The sequence below is a fragment of the Sphingopyxis sp. LARHCG72 genome (assembly GCF_052871675.1).
This window is the reverse complement of sequence record NZ_JBIXJU010000002.1, coordinates 116,552-135,727: the sequence shown is the minus strand read 5'-3', so window position 1 is coordinate 135,727 and position 19,176 is coordinate 116,552. Positions and strand designations below refer to the sequence as shown.

At 65.3% G+C, this 19,176-nt stretch carries 23 protein-coding genes; 18 read left to right on the top strand and 5 right to left on the bottom strand.

What is annotated here, in order from left to right:
• The first annotated feature begins 2 nt into the window (after window positions 1-2).
• The 15 genes from rpmC to ACIPPQ_RS05705 all read left to right on the top strand — a co-directional run bounded on the left by rpmC (window position 3) and on the right by ACIPPQ_RS05705 (window position 7,960).
• Complete coding sequence (gene rpmC / locus ACIPPQ_RS05775) at window positions 3-206, top strand: 50S ribosomal protein L29 (RefSeq protein ID WP_054589693.1); 204 nt, start codon at window positions 3-5, stop codon at window positions 204-206.
• An 11-nt stretch (window positions 207-217) separates the two neighbouring features.
• Window positions 218-487 carry a 30S ribosomal protein S17 gene (gene rpsQ, locus ACIPPQ_RS05770; protein ID WP_039578283.1) on the top strand — a complete coding sequence of 90 codons (270 nt, stop codon included), beginning with the start codon at window positions 218-220 and terminating at the stop codon, window positions 485-487.
• 61 nt (window positions 488-548) lie between these two features.
• A complete protein-coding gene (gene rplN / locus ACIPPQ_RS05765) occupies window positions 549-917 on the top strand; it encodes a 50S ribosomal protein L14 (protein ID WP_011543078.1) in 369 nt (122 codons plus the stop codon).
• Window positions 918-919: 2 nt separating this feature from the next.
• On the top strand, window positions 920-1,237 hold the full coding sequence (gene rplX, locus ACIPPQ_RS05760) for a 50S ribosomal protein L24 (protein WP_037556376.1): 318 nt from the start codon (window positions 920-922) through the stop codon (window positions 1,235-1,237).
• A complete protein-coding gene (gene rplE, locus ACIPPQ_RS05755; RefSeq protein ID WP_293645743.1) occupies window positions 1,230-1,808 on the top strand; it encodes a 50S ribosomal protein L5 in 579 nt (192 codons plus the stop codon). The genes rplX and rplE overlap by 8 nt, the downstream gene beginning before the upstream one ends.
• Before the next feature lie 50 nt (window positions 1,809-1,858).
• Window positions 1,859-2,164 (top strand): 30S ribosomal protein S14, encoded by a 306-nt coding sequence (gene rpsN / locus ACIPPQ_RS05750; protein ID WP_293645745.1) that lies wholly within the window; start codon window positions 1,859-1,861, stop codon window positions 2,162-2,164.
• A gap of 12 nt (window positions 2,165-2,176) precedes the next feature.
• The gene (gene rpsH / locus ACIPPQ_RS05745) at window positions 2,177-2,581 is read left to right on the top strand and encodes a 30S ribosomal protein S8 (RefSeq protein ID WP_054589697.1); all 405 of its coding nucleotides are present in this window, start codon (window positions 2,177-2,179) and stop codon (window positions 2,579-2,581) included.
• Window positions 2,581-3,114, top strand: a complete 534-nt coding sequence (gene rplF / locus ACIPPQ_RS05740; protein ID WP_446543224.1) for a 50S ribosomal protein L6 — start codon at window positions 2,581-2,583, stop codon at window positions 3,112-3,114. Before rpsH ends, rplF begins: the two co-directional genes overlap by 1 nt.
• Before the next feature lie 3 nt (window positions 3,115-3,117).
• On the top strand, window positions 3,118-3,471 hold the full coding sequence (gene rplR, locus ACIPPQ_RS05735; RefSeq protein ID WP_293645749.1) for a 50S ribosomal protein L18: 354 nt from the start codon (window positions 3,118-3,120) through the stop codon (window positions 3,469-3,471).
• 2 nt (window positions 3,472-3,473) lie between these two features.
• Window positions 3,474-4,172 (top strand): 30S ribosomal protein S5, encoded by a 699-nt coding sequence (gene rpsE / locus ACIPPQ_RS05730; RefSeq protein WP_327456605.1) that lies wholly within the window; start codon window positions 3,474-3,476, stop codon window positions 4,170-4,172.
• 4 nt (window positions 4,173-4,176) lie between these two features.
• On the top strand, window positions 4,177-4,362 hold the full coding sequence (gene rpmD / locus ACIPPQ_RS05725) for a 50S ribosomal protein L30 (RefSeq protein WP_037515666.1): 186 nt from the start codon (window positions 4,177-4,179) through the stop codon (window positions 4,360-4,362).
• 56 nt (window positions 4,363-4,418) lie between these two features.
• Window positions 4,419-4,940, top strand: a complete 522-nt coding sequence (rplO, locus tag ACIPPQ_RS05720; RefSeq protein WP_446543223.1) for a 50S ribosomal protein L15 — start codon at window positions 4,419-4,421, stop codon at window positions 4,938-4,940.
• Between the two features lie 206 nt (window positions 4,941-5,146).
• Complete coding sequence (gene secY, locus ACIPPQ_RS05715; protein WP_446543222.1) at window positions 5,147-6,520, top strand: preprotein translocase subunit SecY; 1,374 nt, start codon at window positions 5,147-5,149, stop codon at window positions 6,518-6,520.
• Between the two features lie 55 nt (window positions 6,521-6,575).
• The gene (locus ACIPPQ_RS05710) at window positions 6,576-7,223 is read left to right on the top strand and encodes an adenylate kinase (RefSeq protein ID WP_446543520.1); all 648 of its coding nucleotides are present in this window, start codon (window positions 6,576-6,578) and stop codon (window positions 7,221-7,223) included.
• Between the two features lie 59 nt (window positions 7,224-7,282).
• Window positions 7,283-7,960 carry a hypothetical protein gene (locus ACIPPQ_RS05705; RefSeq protein ID WP_446543221.1) on the top strand — a complete coding sequence of 226 codons (678 nt, stop codon included), beginning with the start codon at window positions 7,283-7,285 and terminating at the stop codon, window positions 7,958-7,960.
• On the opposite strand, the gene ACIPPQ_RS05700 is transcribed toward ACIPPQ_RS05705, so the two are convergent.
• Both ACIPPQ_RS05700 and ACIPPQ_RS05695 read right to left on the bottom strand, forming a co-directional pair.
• Complete coding sequence (locus ACIPPQ_RS05700; protein WP_446543220.1) at window positions 7,957-8,484, bottom strand: YceD family protein; 528 nt, start codon at window positions 8,482-8,484, stop codon at window positions 7,957-7,959. The two genes, ACIPPQ_RS05705 and ACIPPQ_RS05700, sit on opposite strands and share 4 nt — an antisense overlap.
• Window positions 8,481-9,011 carry a ubiquinol-cytochrome C chaperone family protein gene (locus ACIPPQ_RS05695; RefSeq protein ID WP_446543219.1) on the bottom strand — a complete coding sequence of 177 codons (531 nt, stop codon included), beginning with the start codon at window positions 9,009-9,011 and terminating at the stop codon, window positions 8,481-8,483. The genes ACIPPQ_RS05700 and ACIPPQ_RS05695 overlap by 4 nt, the downstream gene beginning before the upstream one ends.
• Before the next feature lie 195 nt (window positions 9,012-9,206).
• Between ACIPPQ_RS05695 and ACIPPQ_RS05690 the strand changes: the two genes are divergently transcribed.
• Window positions 9,207-9,692 carry an outer membrane protein assembly factor BamE gene (locus tag ACIPPQ_RS05690; RefSeq protein ID WP_327456592.1) on the top strand — a complete coding sequence of 162 codons (486 nt, stop codon included), beginning with the start codon at window positions 9,207-9,209 and terminating at the stop codon, window positions 9,690-9,692.
• A gap of 60 nt (window positions 9,693-9,752) precedes the next feature.
• Here the strand turns inward: ACIPPQ_RS05690 and ACIPPQ_RS05685 are convergent, their stop codons facing one another.
• Window positions 9,753-12,017 (bottom strand): NADP-dependent malic enzyme, encoded by a 2,265-nt coding sequence (locus tag ACIPPQ_RS05685; RefSeq protein WP_446543218.1) that lies wholly within the window; start codon window positions 12,015-12,017, stop codon window positions 9,753-9,755.
• Window positions 12,018-12,150: 133 nt separating this feature from the next.
• Here ACIPPQ_RS05685 and mutS point away from each other — a divergent pair, with 133 nt between their 5' ends.
• Both mutS and ACIPPQ_RS05675 read left to right on the top strand, forming a co-directional pair.
• On the top strand, window positions 12,151-14,811 hold the full coding sequence (mutS, locus tag ACIPPQ_RS05680; protein WP_446543217.1) for a DNA mismatch repair protein MutS: 2,661 nt from the start codon (window positions 12,151-12,153) through the stop codon (window positions 14,809-14,811).
• Between the two features lie 15 nt (window positions 14,812-14,826).
• Entirely contained in the window at window positions 14,827-17,586 is a 2,760-nt protein-coding gene (locus ACIPPQ_RS05675; protein ID WP_446543216.1) for a [protein-PII] uridylyltransferase, read from the top strand.
• Here ACIPPQ_RS05675 and ACIPPQ_RS05670 read toward each other — a convergent pair.
• Both ACIPPQ_RS05670 and ACIPPQ_RS05665 read right to left on the bottom strand, forming a co-directional pair.
• Window positions 17,583-18,140: a methylated-DNA--[protein]-cysteine S-methyltransferase gene (locus ACIPPQ_RS05670; protein WP_446543215.1), complete on the bottom strand. Its 558-nt coding sequence runs from the start codon at window positions 18,138-18,140 to the stop codon at window positions 17,583-17,585. The genes ACIPPQ_RS05675 and ACIPPQ_RS05670 overlap by 4 nt on opposite strands.
• A gap of 71 nt (window positions 18,141-18,211) precedes the next feature.
• A complete protein-coding gene (locus ACIPPQ_RS05665; protein ID WP_446543214.1) occupies window positions 18,212-19,171 on the bottom strand; it encodes an alpha/beta hydrolase in 960 nt (319 codons plus the stop codon).
• Window positions 19,172-19,176 lie beyond the last annotated feature (5 nt).

The following is a 19,176-nucleotide window of genomic DNA, read 5'->3' as shown; positions in this document are numbered from 1 at the left end:
ACATGGCCAAGACCGAAGATTTCAAGGCCAAGACCGACGACCAGCTCGCCGAACAGCTTGGCGAACTGAAGCGCGAGGCGTTCAACCTCCGCTTCCAGGCGGCCACCGGCCAGCTTGAAAAGGCCTCACGCGTCAAGGAAGTGCGTCGTTCGATCGCGCGCATCAAGACGCAGCAGACCGAGCGTTCGCGCTCGGCCGCGAAGTAAGGAGACTATCGATGCCGAAGCGCATTCTGACCGGTACGGTGGTGTCCGACAAGGGCGACAAGACCGTCGTGGTGAAGGTCGAACGGAAGGTGAAGCACCCTCTGTACGGCAAGATCATCCGCCGTTCGAAAAAGTATCACGCCCACGATGAGGACAACGCCATCAAGGCTGGCGAAACCGTCCGCATCGAGGAAACGAAGCCGATTTCGAAGCTGAAGACGTGGAAGGTGCTCGACAAGGTCGACACCCACAGCAAGCCCAAGACGGCTGCTGACGCCTGAAGCTGAGTTTCACGGAACCGCCGGGGCATCCCGGTAGGCCAAAAAAGAAGGAAATGCATCGATGATCCAGATGCAGTCACAATTGGAAGTCGCTGACAACAGCGGTGCCAAGCGCGTCCAGTGCATCAAGGTGCTGGGCGGGTCGAAGCGTCGTACTGCCGGCGTCGGCGACGTGATCGTCGTGTCGATCAAGGAAGCTCAGCCCCGCGGCAAGGTGAAGAAGGGTGACGTGCATCGCGCCGTCATCGTCCGCACCGCCAAGGACGTGCGCCGCGCCGATGGCTCGGTCATCCGTTTCGACAGCAACGCCGCCGTGCTCGTCAACAAGAACGAGGAGCCGATCGGCACCCGTATCTTCGGCCCCGTCGTCCGCGAACTGCGCGGCCGTGGCTATATGAAGATCATCAGCCTGGCGCCGGAGGTGCTCTGACCATGGCGAACAAGATCAAGAAGGGCGACACGGTTGTCATCCTGTCCGGCAAGGACAAGGGCAAGACCGGCGAAGTGACGCAGAGCCTGCCGAAGGACGGCAAGGTGGTCGTCGCGGGCGTCAATGTCATCACGCGCCACCGCAAGCCGAGCCAGACCAACCCGCAGGGTGGCCTGGAACGCAAGGAAGCGCCGCTGTTCGCAAGCAAGGTTGCGCTCGCCGATCCCAAGACCGGCAAGCCGACGCGCGTTCGTTTTGAAACCAAGGACGGCAAGAAGGTCCGCGTGGCCGTGAAGTCCGGGGAGACGATCAATGGCTGATAACTACACCCCGCGCATGCGCAAGCGCTACGACGATGTGATCGTCAAGGCGATGACCGAGAAGTTCGGTTACAAGAATGCGATGGAAGTGCCGAAGATCGAAAAGATCGTGCTCAACATGGGCGTCGGCGAAGCCACGCAGGACAAGAAGAAGGTCGAATCGGCCGCTGCCGAGATGGAACTCATCGCCGGCCAGAAGCCCGTCGTGACCAAGGCGAAGAAGTCGATCGCACAGTTCAAGCTACGCGAAGGCATGCCGATCGGCTGCAAGGTGACCCTGCGCCGCGAACGCATGTACGAATTCCTCGATCGCCTGATCACGATCGCAATGCCGCGCATCCGCGACTTTCGCGGCGTGTCGGCGACCAGCTTCGACGGCCGTGGCAACTATGCCATGGGCCTGAAAGAGCAGATCATCTTCCCCGAGATCAACTATGACCGCATCGACCAGGTGCGCGGCATGGACGTGATCGTCACCACCACCGCCCGTACGGACGAAGAAGCCCGCGAACTGCTCAAGCTGTTCGGCTTCCCCTTCCCGATCGAAGCGCAGGAAAAGGAAGCCGCCTGATCCCCTCGGGATCTGGCAGGCTCTTTCAAGAAGGAAAGAGAACTTAAGTCATGGCGAAACTGAGTTCGATGAACAAGAACGAGCGTCGCAAGCAGCTGGTGAAGAAATACGCCGGCCGTTACGCGAAGCTGAAGGCGATTGCGGCGGACACGTCGCTCGACGAGAGCGAGCGTCTGATCGCGCGCCTCAAGATGGCGGAAATCCCGCGCAATGGTAACCCGACCCGCATCCGCAACCGGTGCGAACTTACGGGCCGCCCGCGCGCCTATTATCGCAAATTCCGGCTTTGCCGTATCCAGCTCCGCGATCTGGCCAACAAGGGCCTGATCCCCGGTGTTGTGAAGTCGAGCTGGTAAGGGACTGACAAGATGGCAATGACCGATCCCCTGGGTGATATGCTCACCCGCATCCGCAACGGCCAGCAGGCGAAGAAGGACAGCGTCCTGACGCCGGCTTCGACGCTGCGTGTCCGCGTTCTCGATGTTCTCCAGCGCGAAGGCTATATCCGCGGCTACAGCGAAGAAGCGCTGGGCGCGAAGGGCCAGCACAAGGGCATTCGCATCGAGCTGAAATATTTCGAAGGCCAGCCGGCGATCCGCCACGTGGCTCGCGTTTCGAAGCCCGGCCGCCGCGTCTATTCGGGTTCGAAAGAACTCCCGATCGTGCGCAACGGCCTTGGTATCACCATCGTGTCGACTCCGCGCGGCGTCCTGTCGGATGCCGAAGCTCGCGAACATAATGTCGGCGGCGAAGTGCTGGCGGAGGTGTTCTGATGTCGCGCATTGGTAAAAAGGCAGTTTCGATCCCCAGCGGCGTCACCGCCGCGATCGACGGCGGCCAGCTGTCGGTCAAGGGCCCGAAGGGCACGCTCGCGATTCCGCTTTCGGACAACATCAAATATGAAGTCGCCGAAGGCAGCATCTCGGTCCAGCCCGCGAACGCAACCCGCGAAGCACGCGCTTTCTGGGGTATGCAGCGGACGCTGGTCCAGAACCTGATCACGGGCGTGACCGAAGGCTTCACCAAGGTCCTCGAAATCACCGGTGTCGGCTATCGCGCCAACGCACAGGGCAAGAATCTGAAGCTGCAGCTCGGCTACAGCCACGATGTCGATTACGCGGTGCCGGAAGGCATCGAGATCAAGACGCCGGACAACACGACGATCGAGATCAGCGGTATCGACAAGCAGAAGGTCGGCCAGGTCGCGGCGGAAATCCGCCGTTGGCGTAAGCCCGAACCCTATAAGGGCAAGGGCATCAAATATCGCGGCGAGTACATCTTCCGCAAAGAAGGCAAGAAGAAGTAAGCCATGGCACATCTTACCCCTTTCCAAAAACGCCGCCAGCGCGTTCGTACCGCTCTCCGTCAGCGCGCTGCCGGGCGTCCGCGCCTTTCGGTACACCGTTCGGGCCGTCACATCTATGCGCAGCTCATCGATGACGCTGCCGGCGCGACGCTGGCTTCGGCCTCGACGCTCGACAAGGATGTCCGCGGCAAGACCGGCGCGACGACCGCGGCTGCTGCCGACGTCGGCAAGCGCCTCGCCGCTGCCGCCAAGAAGGCGGGCGTGACGCAGGTCGTGTTCGACCGCGGCGGTTTCCTGTTCCACGGGCGCATCAAGGCGCTGGCCGACGCGGCTCGCGAAGGCGGATTGGAGTTCTGATTATGGCAGACGAAGTACAGAACGTCGAAGGCGCTCCCGAAGCAGCCCCCACCGATGGCCAGGCTCCGCGCCGCGGCCGTGGCGGCGGCCGCGATGGTGGCCGTGGCGGTCGTGACGGTGGCCGTGGCCGCCGCGATGATCGTCGCCCGCGCGACGAAGAAGGTGGCGAAGAGCTGATCGAAAAGCTCGTCCACATCAACCGCGTCTCGAAGACCGTGAAGGGCGGCAAGCGCTTCGGTTTCGCCGCGCTCGTCGTCGTCGGCGACGGCAAGGGCCGCGCCGGTTTCGGTCATGGCAAGGCACGCGAAGTGCCCGAGGCCATCTCGAAGGCGACCGCTGCCGCAAAGAAGGCGATGATTCGCGTTCCGCTGCGTGACGGCCGCACGCTGCACCATGATGGCCGCGGCCATTTCGGTGCCGGCAATGTGACGCTGCGTTCGGCACCCGCCGGTACCGGCATCATCGCCGGCGGCCCGATGCGCGCCGTGTTCGAATCGCTGGGCGTGGCCGACGTGGTGACCAAGTCGGTCGGCACCTCGAACCCCTACAACATGATCCGTGCGACCTTCGAAGCGCTCGGCGAACAGACCAGCCCGAAGTCGGTTGCGCAGCGTCGCGGCAAGAAGGTTTCGGACCTGATCAAGCGTGGCGGTTCGTCCGACCGCGCAGCCGAGGCGGAAGCCGCGGCGGTGACGGAGTAAGACGATGGCCGACAAGAAGATCAAGATCCGCCAGATCGGTTCGCCGATCCGTCGTCCCAAGAGCCAGCGTGCGATCCTGACCGGCCTCGGCCTGGGCAAGATGCACCGCGAGGTCGAACTGGTCGACACCCCCGAAGTGCGCGGCATGATCCGCAAGCTTCCGCACATGGTTGAAGTCGTCGAGGGCTGAGCCCCTCGCGACCCGACCCTACATCTATCAGCGCGATAAAAGCGAAAGCGAGTGCAATGACTATCAAGCTTAACGAACTTCGTGACAACAATGGCGCCCGCAAGGGCCGTATGCGCGTCGGACGCGGCATCGGTTCGGGCAAGGGCAAGACCGCCGGCCGCGGCCAGAAGGGTCAGAAGGCCCGCAGCGGCGTCGCGATCAACGGCTTCGAGGGTGGCCAGATGCCGCTCCACATGCGCATCCCGAAGCGCGGCTTCAACAACATCTTCGCGAAGGACTTCGCGATCGTGAACCTCGGTCAGGTGCAGAAGCTGATCGACGAGAAGAAGCTCGACGCCAAGGCCGTTGTCGATCACGCCGCGCTCAAGGCTGCCGGTGTCGCCCGCGGCGGTAAGGACGGCGTCCGCCTCCTCGCCAAGGGTGAACTCACCGCGAAGCTGAACTTCGCCGTTGCCGGCGCGTCGAAGGGCGCGATCGAAGCGGTCGAAAAGGCTGGCGGCAAGGTCGAACTGCCCGAACCCAAGCCCGAAGGCGACGGCAAGAAGGCCCAGCGCCGCGCCAAAGCCAAGGCGGAATAATCAGGCAAAGGGGCGGCCCGGAATACGGTCCGCCCCTTCGTCGTTTGACGATCCCTTATTTCCCGTTCGATGCGAACGGATGAAGCAGCCGGTATCGACGAGCTGCGTTGCAAAATAGGCCTTTCCCCTTGCGCTTCGTCACCGCCGAACGCACATAGGCGCCGGGTCGCGGGGGGCGCGGTCCGGAATATCCGAGGAAAACACCCATGGCCTCTCGCGCCGACCAGCTTGCTTCCAACCTCAACTTTTCGAAGTTCGGTCAGGCGACCGAACTCAAGAACCGCATCTGGTTCACGATCGGCGCGCTGATCGTCTTCCGTTTCCTGTCGTTCGTGCCGCTGCCGGGGGTGGACCCCGTTGCGCTGGCGTCGCTCTACAGCCAGGCCGCATCGGGCGGCGTCCTCGATATCTTCAACACCTTCTCGGGCGGCAGCCTGGAGCGCATGAGCATCATCGCGCTCGGCGTCATGCCCTATATCACGGCGTCGATCGTCGTGCAGCTGGCGGCGGCACTGTCGCCCAGCCTCGCCGCGCTCAAGAAAGAGGGCGAAAGCGGGCGCAAGAAGCTCAACCAATACACGCGTTACGGCACGGTCTTCCTGACCGCGATCCAGGGCTATTTCATCGCTGTCGGGCTTGAATCGCTCGGCGCGAGCCAAGGCATCGCCGCGGTCGTCGACCCCGGCATGATGTTCCGCATCGGTGCGGTGATCAGCATCGTCGGCGGTACGCTCTTCCTGATGTGGCTCGGCGAACAGATCACCAGCCGCGGCATCGGCAACGGCGTGTCGCTGATCATCATGGCGGGTATCCTCGCCCAGCTTCCGCGCAGCTTTGCGCAGATGTTCACCCAAGTCCGCGAAGGATCGATGGGCGGCGGCACGATTCTCGCGGTGCTTGGCGGCGCGATCGTCATAATCGCCTTCATCAGCTTCATGGAACGCGCGCAGCGCCGCGTCCTTGTCCAGTATCCGAAGCGCGCGACGCAGCGCGGCGTGATGCAGGCCGACCGCAGCCACCTGCCGCTGAAGGTCAACACCGCGGGCGTGATCCCGCCGATCTTCGCCTCGTCGCTGCTGCTGATGCCGCTGACGATCACGCAGATGATGGGGCAGAATGTCCAGGGCGACACCGCGACGGGCGATTTCCTTATCACGCTTAACCAGTATCTCGCGCACGGACAGCCGCTCTACATGGCACTCTATGCCGCGGGCATCATCTTCTTCTGCTTCTTCTACGTTGCGGTCGTCTTCAACCCCGAGGAAACCGCCGACAATCTGAAGCGCCAGAACGGCTTCATCCCCGGCATCCGCCCGGGCAAGAACACCGCCGCCTATCTCGACTTCGTGCTGACGCGAATCACCGTGCTCGGCGCGGCCTATCTGGCGGCAATCTGTCTGATCCCCGAATATTTCATCGCCGGATCGGGGCTGCCGTTCCAGCTCGGCGGCACCAGCCTGCTGATTATCGTGAACGTCACGATCGACACGATCAGCCAGATCCAGAGCCACATGCTCGCGCATCAATATGGCGACCTGATCAAGAAGGCCAAATTGAAGGGCGGCGTTGCGCGGCGCTGATACCGCCGCTAGGCGATTCTCTCACAGGGCAGGGGAAACAGGGGTCTTCATGACGCTGAATATCATTTTGCTTGGGCCGCCGGGAGCGGGCAAGGGAACGCAGGCGGTGCGCCTCGAGGACGAGCATGGCATGGTCCAGCTCTCGACCGGCGATATGCTGCGCGCTGCGGTCAAGGCGGGCACGCCGATCGGGCTGCAGGCGAAAGCGGTGATGGACGCGGGCGAACTCGTCTCGGACGAAATCGTCTCGGGCTTGATCGGCGAACGGCTCGACCAGCTCGGCGCCGATGTCTCGGTGATCTTCGACGGCTATCCGCGCACGGCGGCACAGGCCGAGGCGCTCGACACGATCCTGTCGGTGCGCGGCCGCAAGCTCGACCATGTGATCGAACTGCGGGTCGAGGAAGACGCACTGGTCGACCGCATCACCGGCCGCTTCAGCTGCGCCAAGTGCGGTGCGGGTTATCATGATCGCTACAAGCTGCCCAAGGTGGACAATGTTTGCGACGTTTGCGGCAGCGACGAATTCAAGCGCCGTCCCGATGATAACGAGGAAACGGTGCGCACCCGCATGGCCGAATATCGTGCCAAGACCGCGCCGATCCTGCCGATCTACGACGCGCGCGGCATTGTGACGCACGTCGACGGGATGGCGCCGATCGACGAGGTCAACGACGCGATCGAAACGATCCTCGCGGGCTGAGGCTGAGGCTAGTCAGTGCCCCCGGCGCCGGTTATTGAGGCGTCAGGGGGAAAAGGCTGATGGCAATTTCGAGATATCTTGCGGTCGCCGCCGTCATGGGGGCGCTCGCGTTCGCGCCGATGGCGGCCGCGAAAGTCGTCGACCAGAGCGAGGCGGGCTTTGCCGTCGCACACACGGCGCAGGTGGCCGCGACGCCCGCTGACGTGTGGAAAATGCTCCGTATGCCGCAAAGCTGGTGGTCGAAGGATCATAGCTGGTCGGGCGACGCCGCGAACTTCTGGCTCGACCAGCAGGCCGGCGGCTGTTTCTGCGAGAAATTGCCCGATACGGGGGCAGGTGTGGGCAGCGTCCAGCACGCGCGCATCCTCTTTGCGAAGCCCAACCAGCTTCTCCGTCTCTCCGGCGCCTTCGGCCCGCTGCAGGGCGAGGCGCTGAACGGCACGCTGACGATCCAGATCAAGGAAACGCCGACGGGCAGCGCGCTGCGCTTCGACTATGTCGTCGGCGGCTATATGCGCTTCAAGGTCGCCGATATTGCGCCTGCGGTCGACAAGGTGATCGGCGAGCAGCTTCTCGGTCTCGCCAATGCACTCGGCGGCGCGCTTCCCCCGACGCGCGACGAAAAGGCCGCTGAAAAGCCGAAGGCCGATGCGCCGGCGAAGGATGAACAGGGACTCGACGCGGCGGTCGCCGATCTGGTCGAGAAAGAGCCGAAGCCGGCGCCCGAGGGACGTTAGGCGCCGGGCTTTCCACGCAGTTTTGCGAGCGCCGCAAAGGGACCGGCCGCCTCCTCGCTGAGCACGCCCTTCTCGGCAAGGATGCGTGTTGCGTCGGGGTGGCGCGGAAAGGGATCGAGCGCCAGCGAGAGCGTCTGCACCGCGGCTTCGCCGAGGTCGACCCGGTCGCCCTCGAGCGGCAGCAGGTCGAGGTCTTCGCTCCCGATCTCGATCTCGTCATCCTCGCTCGCGGGTGCATCGACATCGCGCAGGAAGCGGAGGTCGAAGGCTTCGGCGAGCGTCGCGGGGACGGGCAGGTCGGTCGCCGCGCAGGCCTGTACGACTTCGGCGCCGACTTCGCCCTTGGCCGCGATGCCGCCGGCAATCGCGCGGACCTCGGCCGACAGCGAGAAGCGGTCGAGCGCGACGAGGCCGAGCCGGCGCGCGATAGCCTTGCGCGCATCGGCGTCGGCCTCGACCGCGATCGTGCGGCCGTGCGCGGCATCGGCGAGCGTCACGATCAGCGGGAATTCGGATGCGGTCATGGCCGCGCTCCATCCAGCCGATCCGCGACGATGAGTTCGGACACCGGCGTTGCCGCAAGCCGGCCGCGCAGCGCCGCGACCCCGGCCATCACATGCGCGATCCCCGCTTCGGTAGGTTCCGCACCGCGCCACAGGTTGCGGACCAGCGCCGCGCGCAATTCGTTCGACCCGTCTGCGGCGCGATAGGCGCCGAGCCGGCCACCGAGCGCGCTCATCATCCGGCCGACCTGCTTGCCGACCACCATGTCGCCGAAACCGATCTGGCGCATCTGGCCGTCCATGTCGTTCACGAACAATTCGGTGAGCTGGACGCCGGCGATCCCTTGCGCCGGATCTTCGTCGATCCGGTGGAGGACGAGCGCCAGCACGAGGCTGATCATGTCGAACCGGCCGTCGAGCGTGTCGGGGACGGTGCCTTCGGCATACCAGTGCGGCGTGCGTGCGGCGGCGACGACCGCGTTCCACAGCGGACGGCGTGCCTCGCGGGGATCGGGCTGCGGACGAAAGATGTTGCGGAGCGAGAACATGGTTCCGCTTAGGCGCATTCGTGCCGCCGGAAAAGAGGCGCAAACGCACCGGCTGGCTCGATGCTCCGGTCAGCTTGTGGCAAGCTTTGCCGCGGCACAAGCGGCTTGTGCGCGCTATCCGCTTGCGGTTAAGAGGCGCGAGAGCCAGCGCCGACCGCCGGGAGATGCGGCGGACAGGCGCAACGGAGATATTTGATGCCGAATTCGATCCTTTCGTTTCCTGCCCGGCGCACGCGCCTCGTCGTGCTCGGCCTCGCCGTCGCCCTGACCGTTAGCGGCTGCGCGCAGCTCAAGGGACGGCAGGGCTATGTCGTCGACCCGCTGCTGACCGAAGCGATCACGCCCGGTGTCGACAACCGCGAATCGGTCGAAAAGACGCTGGGGCGCCCGACCTTCGTCGGCCAGTTCAGCAACAATGAATATTATTATGTGTCGCGCGAAACGCGCCAGCTCGCTTTTGCCAAGCCGCGCCCGGTCGAACAGCAGGTGTTGCGCGTCCGTTTCGATGCCGCTGGCAACGTCGCAGCGGTCGATCGCACCGGCCTCGAACTGGTGAGCAAGATCAGCCCCGAAGGCGACAAGACGCCGACGCTCGGCCGTCACCGCAGCTTCTTCGAAGATATCTTCGGCAATATCGGCGCGGTTGGCGCGCCGGGCGCGGGCGCACCGGCAGGCCGGTAAAGCCCGAAGGCACAAGAGCGGACAAAAAGCGGCGGTGCCCGAAGGCGCCGCCGCTTTTTCTTATTGCGCGATTCCGCCTGCGGCGAGCACCGCGAGCGTGACGAGATCCGACGCGGTCGACGCCATCGTCGCGACCTGCACCGGCTTCTCCATACCGACGAGCATCGGGCCGATCACCGCACCGCCGCCGAGTTCGCGAAGCAGCTTGGCCGACAGATTGGCCGATTGCAGCCCCGGCATGACGAGCACATTCGCGGGTCCCGACAGGCGGCAGAAGGGATAATTCTTCATCACCTTTTCGTTGAGCGCGACGTCGGGCGCCATTTCGCCCTCATATTCGAACGCGGGTTTGCGCTGGTCGAGGATCGACACCGCCTCGCGGATGCTTTCGAGCCAGCTTCCTTCGGGGTTGCCGAAGGTCGAATAGGAAAGGAAGGCGACGCGCGGTTCGTGGCCCATGCGCCGCGCGACCTGCGCGGTGCGTTCGGCGATATCGGCAAGCATCTCGGCGGTCGGCCGCTCGTTGACCGTGGTATCGGCCATGAAGATGGTGTGATGCTGGTCGACGAGGACATGGATGCCGAACGGCGTCTTGCCCTCTGCATGGTCGATCACGCGCCGGATTTCGCGCATCGTCTGCGAATAGGTGCGCGTCGTGCCGGTGATCATCGCATCGCCGAGGCCCATCTTGAGCAGCAGCGAGCCAAAGATGTTGCGGTCGCGGTTGACCATGCGCTCGACGTCGCGGCGAAGATATCCGCGGCGCTGCAGCCGCTCGTAGAGCAAGTCGACCATCTGCGGCACATGCGGCGAATTGACGCTGTTGTGGACCTCGAAGCTTTCGGCGTCGGCGACGCCCATCGCACGGAGCTTGTCGTGCAGCCCCTCGCGCCCGACGAGCACCGGTATGCCGTAGCCGCCGTCGCGGAACTGGATCGCGGCGCGCAGCACGGTTTCTTCCTCGCCCTCGGCAAAGACGACGCGCTTCGGATTGTTGCGCGCGGCTTCATAGGCGAGTGTGAGCACCGAGGTCGTCGGGTTAAGCCGGGCGCGGAGCTGGGTGCGATAATCGTCGAGATTCTCGATCGGCCGCTGTGCGACGCCGGTCTTCATCGCGGCTTCGGCGACCGCCGCGGGTACGATTTCCATCAGGCGCGGGTCGAAGGGCGAGGGGATGATATATTCGGGGCCGAAGCTCGACGCCCGCCCGCCATAGGCCGCGGCGACTTCCTCGGGCACCTGCTGGCGCGCCAGGTCGGCGATCGCATAGGCCGCGGCGATCTTCATCTCTTCGTTGATCGCGGTCGCATGGACGTCGAGCGCACCGCGGAAGATGAAGGGGAAGCAGAGCACGTTGTTGACCTGGTTCGGATAGTCCGAGCGTCCGGTCGCGATGATCGCGTCGGGCCGCGCCGCGCGGGCGTCGGGCGGCGAGATTTCGGGATCGGGGTTCGCCATCGCGAAGATGATCGGCGCCGGCGCCATATCCTTCACCATCTCGGGCTTCAGCGCGCCCGCGGCCGACAGGCCGAGGAACACGTCGGCGCCGACGAGTGCTTCGGTCAGGTCGCGGGCTTCGGTCGGCACCGCATGCGCCGATTTCCACTGGTCCATGCCGTCGGTGCGGCCCTGATAGATGGTACCCTTGCGGTCGCACATGATGACATTTTCATGTTTGACGCCCATCGCCTTGATCAGCGCGGTGCATGCGATCGCCGCCGCGCCGGCGCCGTTGACGACGACCTTCACCGTCGAAAGGTCGCGTCCCGTGAGGTAACAGGCGTTGATCAGCCCGGCGGCGGTGATGATCGCGGTGCCGTGCTGGTCGTCATGGAACACGGGGATGTTCATGCGTTCCTTGAGCGCGGCTTCGATGATGAAGCAGTTCGGCGCGGCGATATCTTCGAGGTTGATGCCGCCGAAACTCGGCGCGAGCAGTTCGACCGCCTCGATGAAGCGTTGCGGATCTTCGGTGTCGACCTCGAGGTCGATCGAATCGACGTCGGCGAAGCGCTTGAACAGCACCGCCTTGCCTTCCATCACCGGCTTCGATGCAAGCGCGCCAAGGTTGCCGAGCCCGAGGATCGCGGTGCCGTTCGAGATCACCGCGACGAGGTTGCCCTTGACCGTATAGTCATAGGCGGCTGCCGGATTTTCGGCGATCGCCTTCACGGGGACCGCGACGCCGGGCGAATAGGCAAGGCTGAGGTCGCGCTGCGTCGCCATCGGTTTCGACGCGACGATCTCGATTTTCCCGGGACGGCCATATTCGTGGTAAAGCAGGGCCTCGCGATCCGAAAACTGCACCTTGCTGCCGCTGTCCATCATTTATCCCCTAACAAAACTCTACTCAGACGCGCGCCCGAGCCCATTCCCTAGCGTCGCCAAGCGGAAATGGAACCCGCGAATCGCGCGGCGTCGCTTGCCACGAGCCCATATCCGTCCCTAAGCATGTCCTATGCCTGCTACCGCCCGCTCCGCCGCCAATTCAAACAGTCCTGCGCCCGCCGCAACGCCGATGATGGCGCAATATTGGTCGCTCAAGGCCAAAGCGGGCGACTGCCTGCTCTTTTATCGCATGGGCGACTTTTTCGAGCTGTTCTTCGATGATGCCAAGGCCGCGGCGTCGACACTCGACATCGCGCTGACCTCGCGCGGCGAACATGATGGGCAGCCGGTGGCGATGTGCGGCGTGCCGGTGCACGCTGCCGAATCCTATCTTGCGCGGCTGATCCGCGCCGGCCACCGCGTCGCGATCGCCGAACAGGTCGAGACCCCGGCCGAGGCGAAAGCGCGCGGCGGGTCGAAGGCGCTCGTCGCGCGCGACATCGTGCGCTTCGTCACCGCAGGCACGCTGACCGAGGAGAGCTTGCTCGAAGGGCGGAGCGCGAACCGGCTCGCGGCGTTGGCGCAGATCGGCAGCGACGGCGAGGTCGCGATTGCCGCCGCCGATATTTCGACGGGGCGCTTCGAGGTCGTCGCGGTGCCGGCGCTGGCGGTCGATGCCGAACTCGCCCGGCTCGCGCCGTCCGAACTGCTGCTGAGCGAGGCGGCCGATGAGTTACCGATTTCGTCGGCGCGCCAGATCGTCCGCCGCCCGGCGTCGGATTTTTCGAGTACAAGCGCGCAAAAGCGGCTCGAAAGCTTTTTCGGCGTCCAGACACTCGACGGTTTCGGCCAATTCTCCCGCGGCGAGGTTGCGGCGATGGGCGCGCTTGTCGCCTATCTCGACCATGTCGGGACGGGCGGGCCGACCTTCCTCCAGCCCCCGTTACGCCACCTCGCGTCGGGACGGATGGCGATCGACGCCGCGACGCGCGAGAGCCTCGAGCTTGTTCGCACGATGGCGGGCGCGCGCGACGGCAGCCTGCTTGGCACGATCGACCGCACCGTCACCGCGGCGGGCGCGCGGCTGCTCGCCGACGATCTTGCAAGCCCGCTTACCGACAAGGCGGCGATCCTCGACCGGCTCGACCTTGTCGATGGGCTCGCGCGCGACGCCTTGTGGCGCGGCGAGCTGCGCGCGGCGCTGCGGGCGCTGCCCGATGCCGGGCGCGCGCTCGGTCGCCTCGTCGCGGGACGCGGCGGCCCGCGCGACCTCGCGCAGCTTCGCGACGCGCTCGGCGGCGCGCGGCTGCTGCGCGAGCATCTCGCACGCCGTGCCGACCTGCCGCCGCTTCTCACGCGGCTGCTCCCGGGTCTCGACGGGCATGGCGCGCTCGTCGACGAACTGACGCGCGCGCTCATCGAAACCCCGCCCGTCGACGCCGCACAGGGCGGTTATGTCGCCGAGGGTTATGATCATGCGCTCGACGCGCTGCGCGAAACCGCGCGCGACGGGCGCAAGGCGATCGCCGCGCTCGAGGCCGACTATCGCGACCGTACCGGCATCGCCTCGCTCAAGATCCGCCACAACGGCGTGCTCGGCTATCATGTCGAGGTGCCCGCGAAGCACGCCGACGCATTGATGGCGCCCGAATCGGGCTTCACCCACCGCCAGACGCTCGCGGGTGTCGTGCGCTTCAACTCGTCGGACCTTCACGAGGCCGCGAGTCGCGTGACCCAGGCCGGTGTCCACGCGGTCGCAGCCGAAGCCGCGCATCTCGAATCATTGACCGACGCCGCGATCGCGCGGCGCGAAGCGATCGCGGCATCGTGCGATGTCCTTGCGCGGATCGACGTTGCCGCCGCGCTCGCCGACCATGCCATGAGCCATAACTGGTGCCGTCCCGACCTTGTCGACACGCCCTGCCTCGACGTGACCGGCGGACGCCATCCGGTGGTCGAGGCGGCGCTCGCGAAAACGGGCGAGCGGTTCGTTCCCAACGACGTGTCCCTGTCGGAACGCGACCGGCTCTGGCTCGTCACTGGCCCGAACATGGGTGGTAAATCGACCTTCCTGCGCCAGAATGCGCTGATCGTGGTGCTCGCGCAGGCGGGTGGGTTTGTTCCCGCTGCGGCGGCGAAACTCGGGCTCGTCGACCGGCTGTTCAGCCGCGTCGGTGCGAGCGACAACCTTGCGCGCGGGCGCTCGACCTTCATGGTCGAGATGGTCGAGACCGCGGCGATCCTTGCGCAGGCGACGCCGCAAAGCTTCGTCATCCTCGACGAGGTCGGGCGCGGTACCTCGACCTACGACGGGCTCGCGCTCGCCTGGTCGGTGGTCGAGGTGGTGCATGAGGTCAACAAGTGCCGCTGCCTCTTCGCGACGCACTATCACGAGCTGACGCGGCTCGCCGAAACGCTGAACGCGCTCTCGCTCCACCATGTGCGTGCGCGCGAATGGCAGGGCGATCTCGTGCTGCTCCACGAAGTCGCCGAAGGTCCCGCTGACCGCAGCTACGGCCTCGCGGTTGCGCGCCTCGCGGGGGTTCCCGCGGGCGTCGTCAAACGCGCCGAGGCGGTGCTTGCCAAGCTCGAAGCGGGCCGCGAGGCGACCGGCGGGCTCGCCGCGGGGCTCGACGACCTGCCGCTGTTCGCGGCGACGCTTGCCGAAGCGCCCGCGGCGGTGAAGGACGCGCTGCGCGAAGCGCTCGCCGACATCGACCCCGATGCGCTCGCGCCGCGCGAGGCGCTCGACGCGCTTTATGCGCTGAAGCGGTTGATGGCGGACGAATAGGATGAGGATCGGGCGATGAGCGACCTGTTCGACAATCTCGATCATCGCCGGGCGATCATCGACCGGCGTGACCTCGCGGCCCGGCTCGACGCAATCGCCGCCGAAAGCAGTGATTCGGCGGTGCGGAGGCGCGCAATGGTGGCGCTGCTCAAGGCGGCGCTCGATGATGGGCGTGCCGAGATCGAGCGACGGCTCCTCGAACGGCCGTCGTCGGGGCGGGTCGCGGCGAATGCGACGGCGTTCCTGGTCGACCAGCTCATCCGGCTCAGCCATGATTTCACCGTCGGCCATCTCTATCCGTCGCCTAACCGTTCGGCGGGCGAGCGCATCACGCTGATCGCGGTCGGCGGTTATGGACGCGGCGAAATGGCGCCGCACAGCGACATCGACATCGGCTTCCTGACCCCGTTCAAGCAGACAAGCTGGACCGAGCAGGTGATCGAGGCACAGCTTTATACGCTCTGGGACCTCGGGCTGAAGGTCGGGCATTCGAGCCGGTCGCTCGACGAGATGATCCGTGCCGCCAAAGAGGATTTGACGATCCGCACCGCGCTGCTCGAAGGGCGCTTCATCTGGGGCAACCGCGACCTTTACGATCAGGCGTCGGCGCGTTTCGATGCCGAGGTTGTCGCCGGCAATGCCCGCGCCTTCGTTGCGGACAAGCTTGCCGAACGCGACGAGCGGCACAAGCGAATGGGTGATTCGCGCTATGTCGTCGAACCCAATGTGAAGGAAGGGAAGGGGGGGCTGCGCGACCTCCACACGCTCTTCTGGATCGGCAAGTTCATCCACCGTGTGCGTACCGTCCCCGAACTCGTCGATGCGGGGCTGATGTCGGCGCGCGAGCTTCGCCAGTTCGAACGCGCCGAAAATTTCCTGCTCGCGGTGCGCTGCCACCTCCATATTCTCGCGGGCCGCGCCGAGGACCGGCTGACCTTCGACTTCCAGCCCGAAATCGCGCGGCGGATGCACTTCGCCGACCGGCCGGGGAAGAGTGCGGTCGAGCGCTTCATGCAGCTCTACTTTCTCCACGCGAAAAGCGTCGGCGACGTCACCGGCACCTTCCTTGCGCACCTCGACGACCAGATGGCGGCGCGGGGGCGGCGTTTTCTGCCGACGATCAGGCGGCGGCCGGGAAAGCTCCACGGTTTCGTGCTCGACCGCGGGCGTCTCGCACTGCCGTCGGATGACTTTTTCCAGCAGGACCCGGTGCGGCTGGTCGAGATTTTCGCGCTTGCCGACAAGCATGGCCTCGAAATTCATCCGCAGGCGATGCGGCAGGCACGCCACGATGCAAAGCTGATCGAGACGCAGGGCGTGCGCCGGATCGCGCGCGCGAACGAGCTGTTCCTCGACGTGCTGACAAGCCCACGCGACCCCGAAACGGTGCTCCGCTGGATGAACGAAGCGGGGGTGTTCGGCCGCTTCGTTCCCGATTTCGGCCGCGTCGTCGCGCAGATGCAGTTCGACATGTATCATCATTATACGGTCGACGAGCATACGATCCGCGCGATCGGATTGCTGGCGGATATCGAACAGGACCGGCTCAAGGACGATCACCCGCTGTCGACCGCAATCATGGACCAGATCCATTCGCGGCGCGTCATCTATGTCGCGGTGCTCCTCCACGACATCGCCAAGGGGCGCGGCGGCGACCATAGCGTGCTCGGCGCCGAACTTGCGCTACGCGTCTGCCCGCGATTGGGCCTCAGCGCGGCCGAGACCGAGACGGTGTCGTGGCTCGTACGCTATCACCTCCTGATGTCGGCGACCGCGTTCAAGCGCGATCTCGCCGATTTCAAGACGATCCTCGATTTCGCGCAGATCGTGCAAAGCCCCGAACGCCTCCGCCTGCTTCTCGTGCTGACCGTCGTCGACATTCGCGCGGTTGGGCCGGGTGTCTGGAACAGCTGGAAACGGCAATTGCTCACCGAACTGTTCGACGCCGCCGAAGAGGTGCTGCGCCTCGGCCACAAGCAGAAGGGGCGCGAGACGCGGATTGCGGCGAAGAAGGAGGCGGCGCAGGCCCTGCTGGGCCTCGATGCGAAAGCTTTTGCCAAGCTGATCAGGCCCCTCCCCGAAAGCTACTGGATCGCCGAGCCGGTCGAAGTGATCGCCGCGAACCTGCGTCACATCCAGGAAGCGGGCACCGCCCCGCTCCATATCGCCGCGGTGCCCGACGAGGATCGCGGCGCGACGCTCGTCATGGTGCTTGCCGCTGACCATCCGGGTCTCTTCTACCGCATGGCGGGGGGCATCCACCTGGCCGGCGGCAACATCATCGATGCGCGCATCCACACGACACGCGACGGGCTCGCGCTCGACAATTTCCTCGTCCAGGATCCACTCGGCCGGCCATTTGCCGAGGCTGGGCAGATCGGCCGGCTGACGCGAGCGATCGAGGATGCGCTCGCCAACCGGCACAAATTGCTGCCGAAACTCGAAGCACGCGCTTTGCCGCGCACCCGCGCTGAGGCGTTTCGCGTCGCGCCGAATGTCTTCGTCGATAACAAGGCGTCGAATCGGTTCACGGTGATCGAGATCAACGCGCAGGACCGCCCCGCCTTGCTCAACCAGCTCGCCTATGCGCTGTTCCAGTCGAAGGTGACGGTACACTCGGCGCATGTTGCGACCTATGGCGAGCGCGCGGTCGATACATTTTATGTGACCGACCTGATCGGCGACAAGATCGACAGCGCGACGCGGGTGAAAAGCCTCGAGAAACGCTTGCTCGAAGCCGCGGCGAGCCACAGCGAAGATGCGGTCGCGGCCTAGAAATCGAAACCGTGCTGAACCGGGGCGACGGCCACCGCGACGCCTTCGAGTTCGAGCATCCGGGCCTTGGACGTCGAACCGCCCGGCGCAGAGAAGCCCCCGATCTTGCCGCCCGCCGCCAAGACGCGGTGGCAGGGGATGATCAGCGGAATGGGGTTGGTCGCCATCGCCTGCCCGACGGCGCGGGCATGTTCGGGACCCGCGTCCAGCGCCCGTGCGACGGCGCCATAGGTGGTCGTCTCGCCCCAGCCGAGCTTACGCACCAAAGTATAGACCTGAACGAAGAAGGGTGGCTGGTGGCCCGGATCGATCGGTACGTCGAAAAACTCGATCCGTTCCCCCTCGAAATATCGGATCGCATCCTTGATCACCGCCCGCATTTCGGCCGGGGTTTCGGCGCGCACCGCATCGGGAAGGCGGCGCAAAACGGCGCGCTCGGTTTCGCCCGCGCTCGGCGCAGGCAGGCGAAAGCTGGCAACGCCGGCGCTCGTCCAGCCGATAGCGGCGACGCCGGCCGCGGTTTCGAAAAGCTGATAGTGGCTATGACCGGGCATGTCCGTCCCTTATCTTCGGTCCGATATAGGGCAATATTCCGCCAAAACCATATCGCCGGGGACGCTTGTCTTCAGCGGCTCGCCGGGCCCGCCATCACCGCAGCTGCGGCGAGCAGCCCGCTATTGAAACGTTGCGACAGCGCGGCGTCGGGGATTGCGTTGAATGCATGAATCGCGCCGGCATAGCTGTGCAGGTCGACCGGTACCCCCGCTGCGACGAGGCGGCGCGCATAATCGAGATTCTCGTCGAAGAAGAGGTCGAGGCTGCCGGTAGCGATATAGGCGGGAGGCAGACCGGTCAGATCCTCGGCAAGGCTCGGCGAGAACCAGCCGCGCCGCGCGTCGGCGGCCTTGTAGTCGCCTTGCAGCGCCGCCCAGCCGAAACGGTTGCTCGCGCGCGTCCAGATAAATTCGCCGGTCGTCGGATTGTTGTACGGGCAGACATCGCTCCCGGTGCGGTGGTCGAGCATCGGATAGGTGAGAAGCTGTCCCGCAATCGCCGGTCCGCCGAGGTCGCGCGCCATGATCGTAAGCGCGGCGGCGAGCCCGCCGCCAGCGCTCTCGCCCGCAACCACGATCCGGTTCGCGTCGAAGCCGAACACACCGGCCCGTTCCGCGAGCCAGCTCAGCGCCGAATGGCAATCCTCTTGCGGCGCGGGGAAAGGGTTTTCGGGCGCGAGGCGATATTCGACCGACGCGACCGGGACCCCGGCCGTCGCAGCCAGCGCGGCGGGGCCGGCCTGCATCTGCTCGACCGATCCCATCACCATGCCGCCCCCGTGGATGTGGAGGATCGCGCCACCATCCGGATGCGTTGTGGCCGGGCGATAGAGGAAGACCATGATGTCGGGCCCGCCATGAATCGACGGCACGACCAGTTTTTCGGGCGCGATCACCGGCGGCGGCAGGATTGAATAGGTCTCTGCTGCCCTGGCACGAATTTGGGCGATGGGCGCCGCGTCTAGATCGACGCGGGGAAACAGATCGATGATCGGCGCGATCTCGCGGTCGACGAGGTGGCGGGTGTCCATGGCGA